The sequence below is a fragment of the Shouchella lonarensis genome, from assembly GCF_900096965.1.
Taxonomy (GTDB): Bacteria; Bacillota; Bacilli; order Bacillales; family Bacillaceae_D; genus Shouchella; species Shouchella lonarensis.
In genome coordinates this window covers 69279-85635 of sequence record NZ_FMYM01000008.1, presented here as the reverse complement: position 1 = coordinate 85635, position 16357 = coordinate 69279, and the positions used below count along the sequence as shown (strand labels likewise).

General features: G+C 44.6%; 19 protein-coding genes. 7 read left to right on the top strand and 12 right to left on the bottom strand.

The genetic code is table 11. From position 1 onward, the window contains the following. Positions 1-5: 5 nt before the first annotated feature. Positions 6-443: a YhcN/YlaJ family sporulation lipoprotein gene (locus BLT29_RS09500; RefSeq protein ID WP_090776091.1), complete on the bottom strand. Its 438-nt coding sequence runs from the start codon at positions 441-443 to the stop codon at positions 6-8. Between the two features lie 197 nt (positions 444-640). Here BLT29_RS09500 and BLT29_RS09495 point away from each other — a divergent pair, with 197 nt between their 5' ends. From BLT29_RS09495 to cls, 4 genes are all read left to right on the top strand, one after another. Next, entirely contained in the window at positions 641-1333 is a 693-nt protein-coding gene (locus BLT29_RS09495; protein WP_090776090.1) for a DUF421 domain-containing protein, read from the top strand. Positions 1334-1417: 84 nt separating this feature from the next. Then, positions 1418-1738, top strand: coding sequence for a phasin family protein (locus BLT29_RS09490; RefSeq protein WP_090776089.1), 321 nt, complete (start codon positions 1418-1420; stop codon positions 1736-1738). Continuing rightward, positions 1738-3390, top strand: coding sequence for an ABC1 kinase family protein (locus tag BLT29_RS09485; RefSeq protein WP_090776088.1), 1653 nt, complete (start codon positions 1738-1740; stop codon positions 3388-3390). The genes BLT29_RS09490 and BLT29_RS09485 overlap by 1 nt, the downstream gene beginning before the upstream one ends. 31 nt (positions 3391-3421) lie before the next feature. Beyond that, entirely contained in the window at positions 3422-4882 is a 1461-nt protein-coding gene (gene cls / locus BLT29_RS09480) for a cardiolipin synthase (RefSeq protein ID WP_090776087.1), read from the top strand. Positions 4883-4992: 110 nt separating this feature from the next. Here the strand turns inward: cls and BLT29_RS09475 are convergent, their stop codons facing one another. After that, positions 4993-5865, bottom strand: coding sequence for a superoxide dismutase (locus tag BLT29_RS09475; RefSeq protein ID WP_090776086.1), 873 nt, complete (start codon positions 5863-5865; stop codon positions 4993-4995). Positions 5866-6054: 189 nt separating this feature from the next. On the opposite strand from BLT29_RS09475, the gene adh reads away from it, so the two are divergent. Genes adh through BLT29_RS09460 form a run of 3 tightly spaced genes read left to right on the top strand, consistent with a single transcriptional unit; the run spans position 6055 to position 8486 of the window. After that, positions 6055-7593: an aldehyde dehydrogenase gene (gene adh, locus BLT29_RS09470; protein WP_090776085.1), complete on the top strand. Its 1539-nt coding sequence runs from the start codon at positions 6055-6057 to the stop codon at positions 7591-7593. Between the two features lie 9 nt (positions 7594-7602). Then, complete coding sequence (locus tag BLT29_RS09465) at positions 7603-7965, top strand: DUF779 domain-containing protein (protein WP_090776084.1); 363 nt, start codon at positions 7603-7605, stop codon at positions 7963-7965. Further along, positions 7962-8486, top strand: a complete 525-nt coding sequence (locus BLT29_RS09460; protein ID WP_090776083.1) for a gamma carbonic anhydrase family protein — start codon at positions 7962-7964, stop codon at positions 8484-8486. The genes BLT29_RS09465 and BLT29_RS09460 overlap by 4 nt, the downstream gene beginning before the upstream one ends. A 45-nt stretch (positions 8487-8531) precedes the next feature. On the opposite strand, the gene BLT29_RS09455 is transcribed toward BLT29_RS09460, so the two are convergent. The 10 genes from BLT29_RS09455 to ftsY all read right to left on the bottom strand — a co-directional run bounded on the left by BLT29_RS09455 (position 8532) and on the right by ftsY (position 16349). Further along, positions 8532-9182: a YIP1 family protein gene (locus BLT29_RS09455; protein ID WP_090776082.1), complete on the bottom strand. Its 651-nt coding sequence runs from the start codon at positions 9180-9182 to the stop codon at positions 8532-8534. Positions 9183-9266: 84 nt separating this feature from the next. Then, a complete protein-coding gene (locus BLT29_RS09450) occupies positions 9267-11108 on the bottom strand; it encodes an arginine--tRNA ligase (protein ID WP_245701207.1) in 1842 nt (613 codons plus the stop codon). 23 nt (positions 11109-11131) lie between these two features. After that, a complete protein-coding gene (trmD, locus tag BLT29_RS09445; protein WP_090776080.1) occupies positions 11132-11866 on the bottom strand; it encodes a tRNA (guanosine(37)-N1)-methyltransferase TrmD in 735 nt (244 codons plus the stop codon). Beyond that, positions 11863-12393, bottom strand: a complete 531-nt coding sequence (gene rimM / locus BLT29_RS09440) for a ribosome maturation factor RimM (RefSeq protein WP_245701205.1) — start codon at positions 12391-12393, stop codon at positions 11863-11865. Before rimM ends, trmD begins: the two co-directional genes overlap by 4 nt. Next, positions 12368-12805 (bottom strand): YlqD family protein, encoded by a 438-nt coding sequence (locus BLT29_RS09435; protein ID WP_090776078.1) that lies wholly within the window; start codon positions 12803-12805, stop codon positions 12368-12370. Before BLT29_RS09435 ends, rimM begins: the two co-directional genes overlap by 26 nt. A gap of 61 nt (positions 12806-12866) precedes the next feature. Further along, a complete protein-coding gene (locus tag BLT29_RS09430; protein WP_090776077.1) occupies positions 12867-13100 on the bottom strand; it encodes a KH domain-containing protein in 234 nt (77 codons plus the stop codon). A gap of 24 nt (positions 13101-13124) precedes the next feature. Next, on the bottom strand, positions 13125-13397 hold the full coding sequence (gene rpsP, locus BLT29_RS09425) for a 30S ribosomal protein S16 (RefSeq protein WP_090776076.1): 273 nt from the start codon (positions 13395-13397) through the stop codon (positions 13125-13127). Between the two features lie 77 nt (positions 13398-13474). Beyond that, positions 13475-14830 carry a signal recognition particle protein gene (gene ffh, locus BLT29_RS09420; protein WP_090776075.1) on the bottom strand — a complete coding sequence of 452 codons (1356 nt, stop codon included), beginning with the start codon at positions 14828-14830 and terminating at the stop codon, positions 13475-13477. A gap of 50 nt (positions 14831-14880) precedes the next feature. Next, entirely contained in the window at positions 14881-15213 is a 333-nt protein-coding gene (locus BLT29_RS09415; protein ID WP_090776179.1) for a putative DNA-binding protein, read from the bottom strand. A 149-nt stretch (positions 15214-15362) separates the two neighbouring features. Beyond that, entirely contained in the window at positions 15363-16349 is a 987-nt protein-coding gene (ftsY, locus tag BLT29_RS09410) for a signal recognition particle-docking protein FtsY (RefSeq protein ID WP_090776074.1), read from the bottom strand. Between the last annotated feature and the right edge of the window lie 8 nt (positions 16350-16357).

Here is a 16357-nt window from a genome sequence, read left to right as displayed (position 1 = left end):
CATGCTCATTTCATGTTCATATGTTGAGTAATTTCTTGCGCCTTCTTTCTTAACAAAGGCGTGTCAAGTTGATGTGCTTTCAATTCTTCCTCCGCATCTTCTAACTCTTTGTACACTTTTTTATCTGTCGATATTTGCACCTTCATGTGCGGATATAATTTTTCAATTTGTTTGTGCCCACGTTTGCGTACATCTTGCAACTGCAAGCGATCCCCGTGTTTCACATGTACAGCGAGCAAAATTTGATCCTCAAATTGGATCCCACGCACACTCGTAACTTCTTCCATTTCCAATAATTCATCTTTTGCCCCATCGGCAGCGCCTTGCTCATGCTCAGACACAGCTTGTAATTTAAACGCTGCCCCTTTTTCATCTTCTTGCATCGTGCAGCCACTCAGAAAAATGAGGAGACACATCGCCATTGCAGCAATTTTTTTGTTCATTCCCTTCTCTCACCTCTCTTTTTATACACTCCGTATGTATATCGTGAGCTTTCCCGCTTTTTTTACACAAGAAATATTTGTCATCTCCAACACTTCTCATTCAACGGATAACTTGACGAAAAAAAGCCATCCTAAATCAACAGCTACATGTTTCTTTTCACTTGCAGGGAAAGTTCATAATATGAGGGATGATCAAGATGTTAGACAGTTACATTGCTTTAACGTGTGAGCTCATCATTGGTTTTTTTGCCTTACTTGTACTGACAAAAGTACTTGGAAAAAACCAAATCACCCAGTTGACACCGTTTGACTTTATTTCTGCCCTCGTACTCGGTGAACTTGTCGGAAATGCCATCTACGATGAAGACATTGGGCTGCATTATGTGCTCTACGCTGTCTTTATTTGGGGAATGCTCATTTACGCTATTGAAATGTTGACCCAAAAGTTTAGGGCAACACGTGCAGTGTTAGAAGGCAGTCCCTCTGTGATCATTGCGAAAGGTCGGATTCAGTTCAAAGAATTAAAGAAGAACAAACTGGACCTCAATCAGTTGCAACACCTTTTACGAGAACGGGGCGTCTTTTCCATCCAAGAAGTGGAATACGGCATTTTAGAAACGAATGGCTCTGTCAATGTACAGCGGAAAAGTGCCTATGATATACCGACGAACAAAGACTTGGCGATTCATCGGTCTGACCCAACACTACCGATCCCTATCATTATGGACGGTGAAATCATTGAAGAATCGTTAACAGAGATGAACCAATCAAAAACATGGCTTCAAGAAATCTTATTAAAACGGGGCATTGCCACCCATAAAGCCGTTCTTTACGCCGAATGGATAGAAGGGAACCCGCTCTTTCTTCAAACATATAAAGAAGAGAGATAGAGACATACTGTCCTATCATGGTTGTAATTTTGCCTTCACTTTGTTTACAATGAAAGAATAACATCAATCTGAGGAGGGATGATGATGGTCAAAGATTTATTAAACAATATGTATTCGCTTGGCATTGGTGCTGCTTCCTACAGTAAAGAGCAAATTGAAAAAACGGTTCATGAGCTTGTCAAAAGAGGTGACGTTGCACGCGCCGAATCAGGAGCGCTTATTGATGAATTGGTGGACCGCGGGAAAAAAGCGCAACAAGAGGTAGAGGATATGATCCAAGGACGTGTACGTCAATTGTTGTCTTCTATGGATGTGCCGACAAAAGAAGAAGTTCAAGCACTACAACAGCGTGTCGATCTTCTTGAACAAAAATTAGTCCAAACAGAAAAAGAAACAGACGCATAATGCTAAAAAAACAAATTCGTTACCTTTCTCGTTACCAAGATATTTTAAGCGCCCTATACCACTACGGCTTCGGGCACATCGTTCGTGATCTAGGGCTGCTAGAGAAAGCACGTATTCGCAAAAAAAAGCATAAAAACGCTGACCATTCAATGGCGAAACGAATTCGCCTCTTATTAGAAGAGCTTGGACCGACATTTATTAAGCTCGGGCAGCTTGCGAGCACACGGAAAGACTTATTTCCAGCCCACATCCTCGCCGAACTTGCCGAGCTACAAGATAATGTTGCGCCCTTCCCTTTTGCAGAGGCCAAAGCAATTGTCGAACAAGAGCTAGGCGCACCACTCACCTCACTCTTTCAATCATTTTCTGAAGAGGTGCTTGCTGCTGCTTCTATTGGACAAGTACACCGGGCCACCTTGCTTACTGGAGAAGAAACAATTGTCAAAGTCCGCCGTCCGCAAATTGAACGGCTCATAGAAACTGACTTGGCCATTTTATCTGACTTAATTTCTGTAGCTGAGGAGAAAATTGAGTGGGTACGCCGCCTGCGCTTAACTGAACTATTCGCTGAATTTGCAGCGGCTTTAAAAAATGAGATTGACTATAAACTGGAAGCACAACATGCTGAGCGCATTCGCCGTCAATCATCCACCACCTTGTCGGTGCCAAAAAATTTTCCTCATTACTGTACGTCGAAAGTGTTAACACAAGCCTTTGTTGAAGGAAGAAAAATGACCGAGGCAGTCACCTCAGAAGGATTTGATCAAACCGCGCTTGTCAAACGCTTTGCGACAGGTATATTTGAACAAATTTTTGTGCATGGATTCTTTCATGGCGATCCGCATCCAGGCAATGTATTTGTGACAAAAGATAGCAAGATTGTCCTTATTGACTTTGGCATGGTTGGGCGTTTGTCTACATCCTTGCGTCAAAACCTTGCTTTCATGATGATCGGTTTAAAAAGCCGTGACACAGAGCGCGTGATGAACGCCTTGTTACAAATGGATATCATTCATGAGCAAGTGAATCATGAGCGTTTGAAAGAAGATCTTGACGACTTACGCCTGAAATATTATGATCTGCCTTTGAGCGACATTTCATTAGGTGAAGCGATCCAAGATATGTTTAATGTCGCCCATAAACACCAGTGCATCGTCCCACCAGATTTAATGATCCTCGGAAAAACGATTCTTTCCGTCGAAGCGATTGTGGCAACGATGGCACCAAACCTATCTATTATGGACTTAGTTGAGCCTTTTGGACGTATGCTTATCCATGAGCGCTTTCATCCAAAACACTTTTTTCAAAAAGCGAAAGATACCATTACTGAACCAATCCGCGCGTTGCAGTGGCTACCAACAGAGTTACATAAATCGCTTTCTACTATTCGCCGTGGACAATTAAAAGTCACTGTCTCGATGAAGGACATGCGTGAACTCCTTCAAAGAGTTGATCGCATTAGTAATAAACTCGCTTTTTCACTCGTTTTACTTGCGTTTAGCATCATTATGGCCGCTGTCATTATCGGAACAGCATTGACTGCAGAACAAACGGTTCTTTCTAACATACCAGCAGTTGAAATTGGCTTAACAATGACCGCCCTCATGTTCTTTGCGATCATTTGGTCCATTTTCCGATCTGGACGATTTTAACTTCATTCTGAGAAAAAGCAGGTTGATAATCATGATGATTGAATTAAGTGTGCTAACCTACTTATCTATTGCGCTCATCATTACAAACATTCTCCTCGCCTCCATTTTAATTTTTATCGAACGAAAAGACGCACAATCAACGTGGGCCTGGCTCCTTATTTTGTTTTTTATTCCTTTCTTTGGCTTTATCATTTATTTTTTGCTCGGACAGACATTATCTCGAAGAAAGTTGTTCAAATGGTCTGGGATTAAAAAGATGGGACTCGAAGACATGATTCAGCGACAACAAGATGATGTCCGGAGCCCTCACTTTCACTTCGGGAATGAGACGGCTAATCAACATCGCGATCTCATTTATATGCACTTAATGAACAACGAGGCAGTACTCACTGAAAACAATACCGTCGACATTTTAAATGACGGAAAAATGAAGTTCCAGCAACTGCTTACCGATATTCGCGCTGCAAAAACATTTATTCACATTCAGTATTATATTTTCCGTTATGATGGGATCGGAAAAGAAGTGATTGACGCACTCACCGCCCGTGCTGCTGCTGGGGTAAAAGTGCGTTTGCTGTATGATGAACTTGGTTCTCGGTCTTTGAGAAAGAAGTTTTTACGTCCTTTCCTTGAAGCAGGGGGGGAAGTTGGGGTGTTTTTTCCTTCTAAATTTGCCATTATTAATTTCCGGCTCAACTTCCGAAACCACCGCAAACTCGTTAATATTGACGGAAAAATTGGCTATATTGGCGGATTTAACGTCGGTGATGAATATCTTGGTAAAAAGAAGCGATTTGGCTACTGGCGCGATACACACCTGCGCATTCAAGGACCCGCCGTTCAAGCCATTCAAACCCGTTTTATTCTTGATTGGAATCAAGCAGCAAAAGAGTACTACATTTCCTATCATGATCGTTATTTCCCGCCATGCAAGAGCAGTGGCAATGTGCCGCTTCAAATTGTCTCCAGTGGCCCTGACTCCGAGTCCGAACAAATTAAGAATGGGTATTTAAAAATGATTATGAGTGCAAAAAAGTCGATCTTCATTCAAACACCATACTTCATTCCTGATCAAACGCTGCTAGACGCTTTACGGGTTGCCGCACAGACAGGGATTGATGTAGAGATCATGATTCCAAACAAACCGGATCATATGTTTGTTTATTGGGCAACAACGTCACACATTGGTGAAATGTTGAAAGTCGGTGCCACTGTCTATATTTACGAAGGCGGTTTTATTCATAATAAAGTAATCATTATTGATGAAACGCTTAGCACGGTCGGGACTGCCAACATTGACCAGCGTAGCTTCAAACTTAACTTTGAAGTGAATGCATTTATTTATGATAAAGCCACTGCCCGACGTTTAAGTGCAGATTTTCGCGCAGATGTAGAGACATCGAGCTTGCTTACATTGAGCGATTATGAACATCGCCCAAAACGGACACGCTTTAAAGAGTCGATTTCACGTTTGCTGTCACCGATTTTGTAATGATGAGCATCTATCAAAAAAGACCTTGACAAAAAGTGTTGGTCGAGGTCTTCGTTTATTGTGAATAAAAATCGATTCTATTCCCCACTACAATAACCTAACATCTTTCTTTAAAACGGTGCCCATGTCAACTTCTCCGCCTGCTCAAACCGACGCGCAACTTCCGACCAGTTCACAACATGCCACCACGCGTCAATGTAAGCCTTCCGATCATTTTGGTGTTTTAAATAATAAGCATGCTCCCACACATCAAGCACAAGCAACGGCACTTGATCTTGTTGTGATAAGTTTTGGTGCTTTTCCGCCTGCAAAATCTCTAACCGCCCGGCGCGCGGTGACCAGACAAGCATCGCCCATCCCCCACCTTCCACTTTATCTGCAGCATGTGAAAATTGTGCTTGCATCTGTTCAAAAGAGCCAAAATCTTGTTTAATTTGATCTGCAAGTGCGCCAGATGGCTCCCCGCCTCCGTCTGGACTCATGTTCGCCCAAAAGAGTGTGTGCAAATAATGACCTGCACCATTGAAGGCCGTTTCACGTGCCCAATGTTTGATTAAATGATAATCGCTGCTTTGTCGTGCAGCAGCCATTTCTGTCTCTGCCCGATTAAGTCCATCCACATAACTTTGATGGTGCTTGTCATGATGAATTCGCATCGTTTCCGCGTCGATATATGGTTCAAGCGCATCATACGCATACGGTAATGGCGGCAATGTATGTCCACCAACTGGAACTTGTGTCCGATGAGCGGGAAATTTCCTCCCGACTTGCGTCATGTAAAACCATTGCTCATATGCATGTGCAGCAAGTTCGTCCACATGATCAGCACGTGCGCGTAGTCCTTCGTTCAAAGCCGCCAATGCGTCCGTAAACGGCTTCGTTCGCTCTGCGCCAACCGTTTCCATCAATTCCTCCTGTTGTTCCCCCCAGAGGTTTTCCAGTTCTCTTGCCCACAGCTGCACTGCTTGCTGGTACATACCCATTCCAACGTCACTCCTTATAAACTACATGATCCACTCTTCACCACATTATGCAGTGACACTTGCCCCAGTGAAAAGCAATGCTAATTAGAGAAAATACATGTCAAAAAAGGAGGAAAGCGTTTACATAAAGTCGAATATATAGATAAGGCTCTTATGCAAAAGAGCGATTTTTTTAAGGGGGATTTTTCTATGGTTTCTACACGTCTACCTGTCTATGCACGTCCAAATGAACAAGATGCACTCGTACATTTTCGCTCACGGTACGACAATTACATTAATGGTGAATGGACACCACCAACGTTCGGACAATACTTCGAAAATATCACACCTGTTACAGGAGAAGTATTTTGCGAGATCGCCCGTTCAACGAAAGAAGATGTCGAGTTAGCTCTTGACAGCGCCCATGCAGCAAAAACGGCATGGGGAAAAACACCTGCCGCAGAAAGAGCGAACTTGTTAAACAAAATTGCCGATCGGATGGAAGAAAACCTCGAAAAATTAGCTGTGGCCGAGACGTGGGATAACGGGAAGCCGATCCGCGAAACATTGAATGCTGACATTCCACTTGCCATTGATCATTTCCGTTATTTTGCTGGGGTCATTCGTGCCCAGGAAGGCACATTAAGCCAAATTGACGACACAACAACAGCCTACCATTACCACGAACCACTTGGTGTCGTCGCGCAAATTATTCCGTGGAATTTCCCACTCTTAATGGCAACCTGGAAACTTGCGCCCGCGCTTGCTGCCGGGAACTGTGTCGTCTTAAAACCTGCTGAGCAAACACCGGCTTCGATTTTTGTCCTGATTGAACTAATTGAAGATTTACTACCAAAAGGGGTCCTCAATATCGTCAGTGGTTTCGGTGTCGAAGCAGGAAAACCACTCGCCTCTTCTGACCGCATCGCTAAGATCGCCTTTACAGGAGAAACAACAACGGGTCGCCTCATCATGCAATACGCGTCGGAAAACTTAATTCCTGTCACACTCGAGCTTGGTGGGAAATCACCAAACATCTTCTTCCGTGACGTGATGGCAAAAGACGATGCCTACTTAAATAAAGCGATCGAAGGGTTTGTCATGTTTGCCTTGAATCAAGGTGAAGTGTGCACATGCCCGTCACGCGCCCTCATTCACGAAGACATTTATGATGACTTTATGACACGTGCCTTAAAACGCGTAGCAGCGATTCAAACAGGGAACCCGCTTGATCCGAATACAATGATGGGTGCGCAAGCGTCAGAAGAACAACTTGAGAAGATTCTTTCTTATATGGCCATCGGCAGAGAAGAAGGTGCGGAAGTCCTCATTGGCGGCGCCCGCAATCAACTACAAGGCGAGCTTGCTGGCGGCTATTACGTGCAACCAACCGTTTTTAAAGGCCGAAATAACATGCGCATTTTCCAAGAAGAGATTTTTGGTCCGGTCGTATCGGTTGCAACGTTTAAAGATGATGAAGAGGCACTCGCGATCGCCAATGATTCTTTATATGGCCTTGGCGCGGGGGTTTGGACGCGTGACTTGAATACCGCATATCGTTTCGGGCGTAACATTGAAGCTGGACGCGTTTGGACAAACTGTTATCATGCGTATCCTGCCCATGCCTCGTTCGGTGGTTATAAAAAGTCAGGAATTGGACGTGAAAACCATAAAATGATGCTTGATCATTATCAACAAACAAAAAATATTCTCGTCAGCCATAGCGAAGATGCGCTCGGATTCTTTTAAGGTGGCGACATGACTGCACGTGTCATTGCGACTGAAGCAGCGCTGTCACTCATTCGCCACCTAACAGAAAAACATGGCCCGCTTATGTTCCACCAGTCAGGCGGCTGCTGCGATGGGAGCTCACCGATGTGTTATATGCGCGGGGAGCTCCGCATTGGCGAAAATGATATCCACTTAGGCGACATTGGCGGCACCCCTTTTTACATTGCTAAAGACCAATACGCCTACTGGCAACATACCCAACTGATCATTGATGTTGTCGATGGACGCGGCGGCATGTTTTCACTTGAAGGACCAGAAGGCAAGCGTTTTTTAACGCGGTCACGCGTCTTTTCACCAGCACACGATGGAAATGGAGGGAGCGAACGTTGATCTATCCTTTTGGAGATAAAAAACCAAACATTGATCCGTCTGTTTTCCTCGCTCCCGGCTGTCGGATCATTGGCGATGTCACAATCGCCGCTGAATCAAGCGTTTGGTTTAATGCTGTTCTGCGCGGAGACGAAGCACCGATTACAATTGGACGAGGTTGCAATATTCAAGACAATAGTACGCTTCACTTATATGAGGATCATCCGCTCATACTTGAAGATGAGGTTACCGTTGGTCATAACGTTATTTTACATGGCTGTACGATTCGTACACGCGCCCTAATCGGAATGGGAACAACAATTTTAGATGGCGTAGAGATTGGGGAATCTGCTTTGATTGGTGCAAACACATTCATTCCTTCAGGGAAACAAATCCCACCTCGTACGCTCGTCCTCGGTTCGCCGGGAAAAGTCGTGCGGGAATTAAACGATGAAGATTTGCAGCTGATTTCATTAAGTATTGCGACGTATAAGGAGAAAGGGAGACAGTTTTTGCGGGAGATGGGGAAGAATGAAAAATGAGGAAAGCGCAGCCCTCCGCAGGGGCTGCGCTTCATTTGTTACAGATCAAAAACTTCCAAAAAATGCCATTAACAGCATTACAGGGATCACCAACAACAGAGCGAGCCCCACAAGTAAAGCGACCATAATAACCATCATCAACAGCGATTTCCAAGCCGAAAACTGATGTGCCTCGCCAATTGCATGAAGAGAAATGACAATCATCCATACCAAACCGGCGAATTGGGTCAAACCAAGTGCCATTGTTGCCCACACCTGCAATGGCGTAAACGTCTCTTCAATGAAGCGGAAATGTTCGTTCGAGGTCGAAATAAAATACGCTTCTCCGACCATGAACACAAAAGGTAACGCAATCACACTCATAATGATTCCCGGCTTCAAGTTCCCATGAACAACCGCTTTGCGCAAATCAAGTGACGTACCCTTTCCGCCTATCCAAGACCCAATCCATTTGTATAACCACGACATCACATATAATGAAAGCAGTCCAACAATCCAACTCCCCCCCAATGCTAGGAGAAACACAAACAAAAACGTTGGCATACTTGACCCTAAATGTTGATACCCCACAAATAATGACAGGAATCCACCGATAATTGCAATCAAAATAAACTTCCCTGTTTCATTCTCTGTCCGCGCCAATTCTTCTTTCATCACTTGACGAGGTTGTACCCACACACGAAACCAATTTCCCATTATAAAATACCCCTCCCCATTCTCCGTAATTAACGACCTGTAGAAAATATATGCTTATAAAGCAGAAATAGCGTGCCTTCTCACTCAGATCCGCTCTTCTGCTGGCAAGCCGAGCACATGCAAAATTGTCTCTAACTGTTCACGCACAAGTTTTGTCAGCGCTAAGCGGCGGCTTTGTATATCCGGCTCCGCTTTTAAAACCGGACATTCTGCATAAAAGCGGTTGTAAAGGCTTGCTAGCTCAAACGCAAATGTACAAAGCACATTCGGTTCTAAGTCTCGCTCCGCTTTTGCTAATGCATTCGGCCATCCTGCAAGTTGTTTTAACACCGCCCGTTCCACATCCGTACAAGCTTTAAATGTGGCCCCGGTCGCGTCAATATTTGCATCTTGCGCTTTTTTAGCGATGCTACTTGCGCGTGCATACGTGTACATTAAATAAATACCCGTGTTCCCCGTCACTTGCGTTGCTTCGTCTAAATCAAAAATAATATCTGATGTCGTGTTGTAGCGGAGCATATTGTAACGGATCGCCGCCCGGGCAAGTTTTTTCACCATGCCTTCTGACGCATTCGGACTTTGTGTGCGCACGGCTTCTTCCATATGGGCAATCAGTTCTTTAATTTTTATGCCAATGCCTTTGCGTCCAGACATTGCATATACATTTTTTCCTTCTTCTAATGCCACACCTAACGTTCCGGCTGTTTGCTTGCTTAATGAAACGACCCCATAAGAAACGTGGCGCAAATTGGCCGCAGCTTCTGTAAAACCAGAAGCGGCTAATGCTTGCTTTACCACTTGTTGCGGATACGCTTGCCGGTAATCAATCACATTGATCGCTACATCAGCGTGACCAAATGCTGCTTGTTGCCCCGCTGTGTCTGTTGTCCAGAGCTTGTCACTCTTTCTTGCATATGTAAAGTCTTCTGCAAGCAAGCCAAACTTCCACATGTGGTAGGCAATATCTTTTGCCGTATACGTTAACACACCATTTGAACGCACCAGTACTTTATTGGCTTGATGGGTAGATGTTTGATCGTCATTTTCCGTTGTAGTCGTCTTTAACACCCAACAGCCTGCTTGTGGTCCGCTCGTTTCTTTGAAAAATACGTCTGTCTGTTGTAAAGCAGCAAACGCTTTTTCCCAAAAACCACGCTGTAAAATATGCCGTTCCCACACGAGTAAGTCATAATCAATCGCAAACTCACCCATTTCGGCAACATGTTCCTCAGCAATCTTATTTGCAACCGCGTAACCGAGCCATGACGTATGATTATCGCCTGCTTCTAGTTGGTGCAACACATCTTCACGCTTGCTCGTCGATAGTCTGCCATCTTCATATGCCTCATTCAAAGATGAATACACATCCCAGCAATAATCACCAAAACGTACTGCCTTCTCGTCCGGACGCGTGGATTCAGGTGACAGTAAACCAACAAGTGTATCTGCTAACTGGTTTCCAAGGTCATCAATGTAATTGTGGACTTCTACATGTTTTCCTTTGTAAGCAAGTAGACGCGCAATCGTATCCCCAATACACGCATTACGTAAATGACCAATATGCGCCGATTTGTTCGGGTTAATCGACGTATGTTCAATGAGCACTTTTTCTTGTTTCGTAGTCAATCCCGCTTCTGCTTGTATACGCAGCGCCTCGTCCCAGTCAATAAAGAAGTTAATAAATCCTGGTTGAACGACTTCAACGCTTTCAAGAAATGGTGTATCCATCTCGCTCAACGCCGCAACGAAATCTCCGGCAATGTCGATCGGTTTGCGTTTCAACACGCGCGCTGCTTTTAAAGCAATATTTGTTGAAAAGTCGCCATGGGCAAGTTGTGCTGGTTGTTCCAATGTCCAATCTGATAATGTCGTACCAGCGACGTTCGCTGCTGCGGTCGCAATCAAATCATGCAGTTGTTCTTTCACATCGCTCTCTCCCTTTTCCCCTTTTATTCCTCTTCTTTCAGCTCGCCTAACCATGCTTCCTCTTGTTCCGTAAGAGAATAACGTTGTAACATATCGGGGCGCCGTTCCAATGTCCGCTTCAACGCTTGTTCTTTACGCCATTTAACAATATTCGCATGGTGGCCCGATAACAGTACATCCGGTACTTTTAAACCACGAAAATCGGCCGGACGCGTGTATTGCGGGTGCTCAAGTAAACCTGTTGAGTGAGAGTCCGTCACCGCAGATTCCTCATTTCCTAATACACCTGGTAGTAAGCGAGTCACACTATCGGCAATGACCATCGCCCCAAGCTCTCCGCCTGTAAGCACATAGTCGCCAATTGATAATTCGTCTGTCACAACATGTGTCCGCACCCGTTCGTCGAAACCTTCATAATGCCCACATAAAAAAATGAGATGCGCTTCTTGTGCTAATTCCTCTGCTTTCGCTTGTGTGTAACGCTCGCCTTGCGGACAGAGTAAAATGACGCGTGGTTCATGCGACAATCCCGCTTTTAAAGCTGCCACCGCATCAAAGATTGGTTGGGCAGAAAGGACCATCCCCGCGCCACCACCGTAAGGATAATCATCCACCTTTTTATGCTTATTTGCAGCGTACTCCCGGAAATCGACGGTCCGAAAAGAAACGTGTCCTTTTTCACTCGCATGTTTTAACATCGACGAGCCAAACACCCCGGTGAACATGTCGGGAAATAACGTCAAAATGTCAATCTTCATTCGTCTAGCCCTTCTAGCACATGGACATACACACGTCTTTTCTCCACATCAACGTTTTTGACAACAGATTCAATATATGGCAAAAGTAAATCCTTTTTTCCGTCGCGGCGAACGACCCACACATCATTTGCTCCTGTTTCAATGATGTCATAAATTTGCCCAAGCACTGTCCCGTCTTCTTCGTCAATGGCAGCGCAGCCAATAATTTCGTGATAGTAATACTCATGCTCAGCTAATTCCGACAATTGCGCTTCGGATACATACAATTGCATTCCTTTAAATGGTTCGACCGATTGTAACGAGTCATATTCCTCAAATGTAAGTAAATCAAACTGTTTATGCACACGATGAGACGCCACTTTCACCATCTTCCCTTGCCCGTCGGGTGTATCGGCCACCTTTAACTCCGTCCCTTGTTTGTAACGTTCGTCGGTAAAGTCACTGTGAGACATTACCCGTACTTCGCCCCGAACACCGTGGGTATTGACAAGTCGCCCTACACTAAACCAGTTCATCTTCTTCTTCATATGCATCGTCTACTTCCGTTTCTTTTATTTCGTGAATATAACCATCTTTAATCACAACGGCAAGCGATTTGTCGCCATCAATCCAACGGTCACCTACTTCTAAATCAACAATCATGTCGGTCGTACCCATGTCGAGCTCAGCCCCAAGCGGTAACGTACGCAATTGCTCTTCTTTAAAATCCATTAACTCTAAGCGATTTTCCCGATCAGCGATTTCCATTTTATAGCGATGGCGCAACTCATCTTGACGACCCGCTGTTTTGGCATCGCGTAACGCTTTTTGTAATTGAAACTTTAACTGTTCTTGTTCGTGCCGAAATCTTTGCCGGCGTGCAGTGAACTTATCTGTAATTTCTTGTCTTTTTTGTTCTGTCAAAATGTGTTTCACTCTGACAGGCTGAACAAACCTCATCTTTATTCGTCCCTCCTTAAAATACGCAAAAAAGGGCTAGGTATTCCCCGCCCTTTGATTGCTACTCGACAATGTCTAAGCGCACCCGTCGCTGTTGTCCCCCTGTTGCAGCTGCGTGCACAACGGCGCGGATGGCTTTTGCCGTTCTTCCTTGTTTTCCAATCACTTTTCCTTTGTCGTCGGGATGTACAAAAAGGCGTATCACATGCACTTTCTCTTCATGAGCTTCTTCAACTTGAACGTCCTCTGGATGATCAACAATTGATCGTACGATATGTTCAACTAAAGCTTTCATGACACCCTCCTTTAGGAAGATTTACTACTTACTATTTTTTTCGTTATGGAGCTTTTCCATTAAACCAGCTTTTGAAAACAAGTTACGCACTGTGTCAGACGGCTTAGCGCCTTTTAACATCCACTCAAGTGCTTTTTCTTCTTTAATGTTCACTTGTGCTGGCTCAGCAACCGGATTATATGTGCCGATTTCCTCGATAAAGCGACCATCACGCGGTGAGCGTGAATCTGCTACGACAACACGATAAAATGGTGCCTTTTTTGAACCCATACGTTTTAAACGAATTTTTACAGCCATTGCTGTACACCTCCAAAAATAATTAACCACAATTTTTAATCATACCACAAACTTACAGAAGAGGACAAGATTTTTCTTTAAAATGGGAGTTTCATACCCGGGAAACCTTTTTTCTTTTTCCCTTTTCCGCCTTGCATCCCACTCATTTGTTTCATCATCTTCTTCATATCTTCAAACTGCTTAAGTAGACGGTTGACATCTTGAATTGTCGTGCCGCTTCCTTTTGCAATCCGGCGACGGCGACTACCATTAATGACGCTTGGGTCTTGCTTTTCAAGTGGGGTCATAGATCGGACGATTGCTTCGACACGAACAAGTTGTTGATCGTCCACCTTCAGGTTTTTCAACCCTTTGGCTTTGTTCATCCCTGGTATCATGCCTAGCAAATCTTCAAGTGGTCCCATGCTTTTCACTTGATCAAGTTGCTCAAGAAAATCATCAAATGTAAAGTCCATTGACCTTAATTTCTTCTCGAGCTCACGCGCTTTCTCTTCGTCAACATGCGTTTGTGCTTTCTCTATTAATGAAAGGACATCGCCCATGCCAAGAATCCGCGAAGCCATACGGTCAGGATGGAATGGCTCAAACTGGTCCACTTTCTCACCTGTTGCTGCAAACTTAATCGGTGTGTTTGTCACTGCTTTAATAGAGAGCGCCGCGCCTCCGCGCGTGTCACCATCAAGCTTTGTTAATACGACCCCGGTTACGTCAAGTTGCTCATGGAATGCCTCAGCGACATTGACAGCATCTTGTCCCGTCATCGCATCAACAACGAGCAAAATCTCATCGGGTTGAACAATCGATTTAATGTCAGCAAGCTCTGTCATCAGCGTCTCATCGATGTGCAAGCGCCCCGCTGTATCAATGAGGACATAGTCATGATGCTCTGCTTCCGCGTGCTGCATCGCTTGTTTGACAATGTCCACTGGATTTGCTTTGTCTCCTAGTGAAAAGACAGGCATCCCAACTTGTTTCCCAAGCGTTTGCAATTGCTGAATCGCTGCTGGGCGGTATACATCGCAGGCGACAAGTAGCGGGTTACGATTATGTTGCTTCCGTAAATGGCTCGCTAGCTTTGCTGTCGTCGTCGTCTTTCCTGCGCCTTGCAAACCGACCATCATGACAACCGTTGGTGACTTTTTAGCTACCGCTATCTTGCTTTGTTCGGTGCCCATGAGTGCTGTCAACTCTTCATTCACAACTTTAATGACTTGTTGACCAGGTGTTAAACTCTTCATCACTTCTTGCCCGAGTGCTTTTTCTTTCACATTAGCAATGAACTGTTTTACGACCTTAAAGTTCACATCTGCTTCGAGTAAAGCGAGTCGAACTTCGCGCATCATGTCCTTGACATCTTGCTCGCTTACTTTTCCTTTGCCGCGGATGTTCTTTAATGTTTCTTGTAGGCGTGCGGCAAGTCCTTCAAATGCCATGTAATCGCCTCCTTGGCAAATATCTTCTCACCTTGAACGCGTGCTGTGTGTTATGAATCAAGCCGCCCAATGCGGTCTATAATCGCATCATAGGTTGCTCGTCCGCGATTTTCATCCATTGCGACACGTAACTCAGCCAACAGTTCGCGACGTCGTATAGAATTTGCGAGTAACCCAAGCTTTCTTTCATATTCCTCAAGCATCACTTCTGTCCGGCGAATGTTGTCATAAACAGCTTGTCGGCTTACCTCATATTTCTCTGCGATCTCTCCAAGTGAGAGGTCATCTAAATAATATAAAGACATGTACTGATGCTGTTTTTCCGTTAACAAGGACTGATAAAAATCTAACAAGTAATTCATGCGTAATGTTTTATCAAGCAAGTGATCCGCCCCTTGTTCAGTCATATCCATGTGCCAAGGTACTTCACAAAGAAAGCCATTTAGAACACTAGACGATTCGTCTACAAATACATATACTACCGCATCAATATTGTTCTGTCAAGTTTTTTTCTTAACAGCAAGTATGAAAGTTACGCCCCCTCTTCCTCGACCAGCTCTTTGAATAATCCATAAACAAATTGCTCCGCACAAAATGGCTGTAAGTCATCTTTTTGTTCTCCTAATCCGATAAACTTCACTGGCAAGTCTAGCTCTTGACGAATCGCCATGACAATACCACCTTTCGCGGTGCCATCTAGTTTCGTTAAAATGAGCCCGCTCACATCTGTCGTCTCGCCAAACATCTTCGCCTGCGATAGCGCGTTTTGCCCCGTTGTGGCATCAAGAACGAGCAACACTTCATGTGGTGCACCAGGCACTTCACGTTCAATGACACGTTTCACTTTAGCTAGCTCATTCATGAGATTCACTTTGTTTTGTAAACGCCCGGCTGTATCACAAATGAGCACATCTGCCTTCCGGGCCCGTGCCGCCTGAATCGCATCATACATGACAGCTGCTGGGTCTGACCCCGATTGTTGCTTGATGACAGGGACGCCTACGCGCTCACCCCATACTTCCAATTGTTCAATCGCTCCGGCGCGAAATGTGTCACCCGCTGCAAGAACAACAGACTTGCCTTCCTGCGTCAAACGATGGGCGAGCTTTCCAATCGACGTCGTTTTCCCGACACCATTCACACCGACAACGAGAAACACCGTCAAGCCTTCTTCTTCAAAATGTAGTGATAGATCATCACCTTCTTTTTCTAGTAGCGCAGCGAGCTTCTCTGAAATCATCGGCAATAAGTCTTTCGTCTCCTTTAAATTGCGTAACTTCGCTTCCTCTCGCAATGAATCTACGAGCGTCATAACCGTTGTGACGCCGACATCAGCACCAATAAAAAGTTCTTCTAGTTCTTCAAAGAAATCTTCGTCCACTTTTCGATACCGGGCGACGAGGGCATTCATCTTTTCAGAAAAATTCGTTCTCGTCTTCTCGAGACCATGCTTAAATTTGTCCGTCACTTCCGCTGTTTGTTTCGTCATTTTTTCTTTTAGCTTCTTAAAAAAACTCATGTCTATCT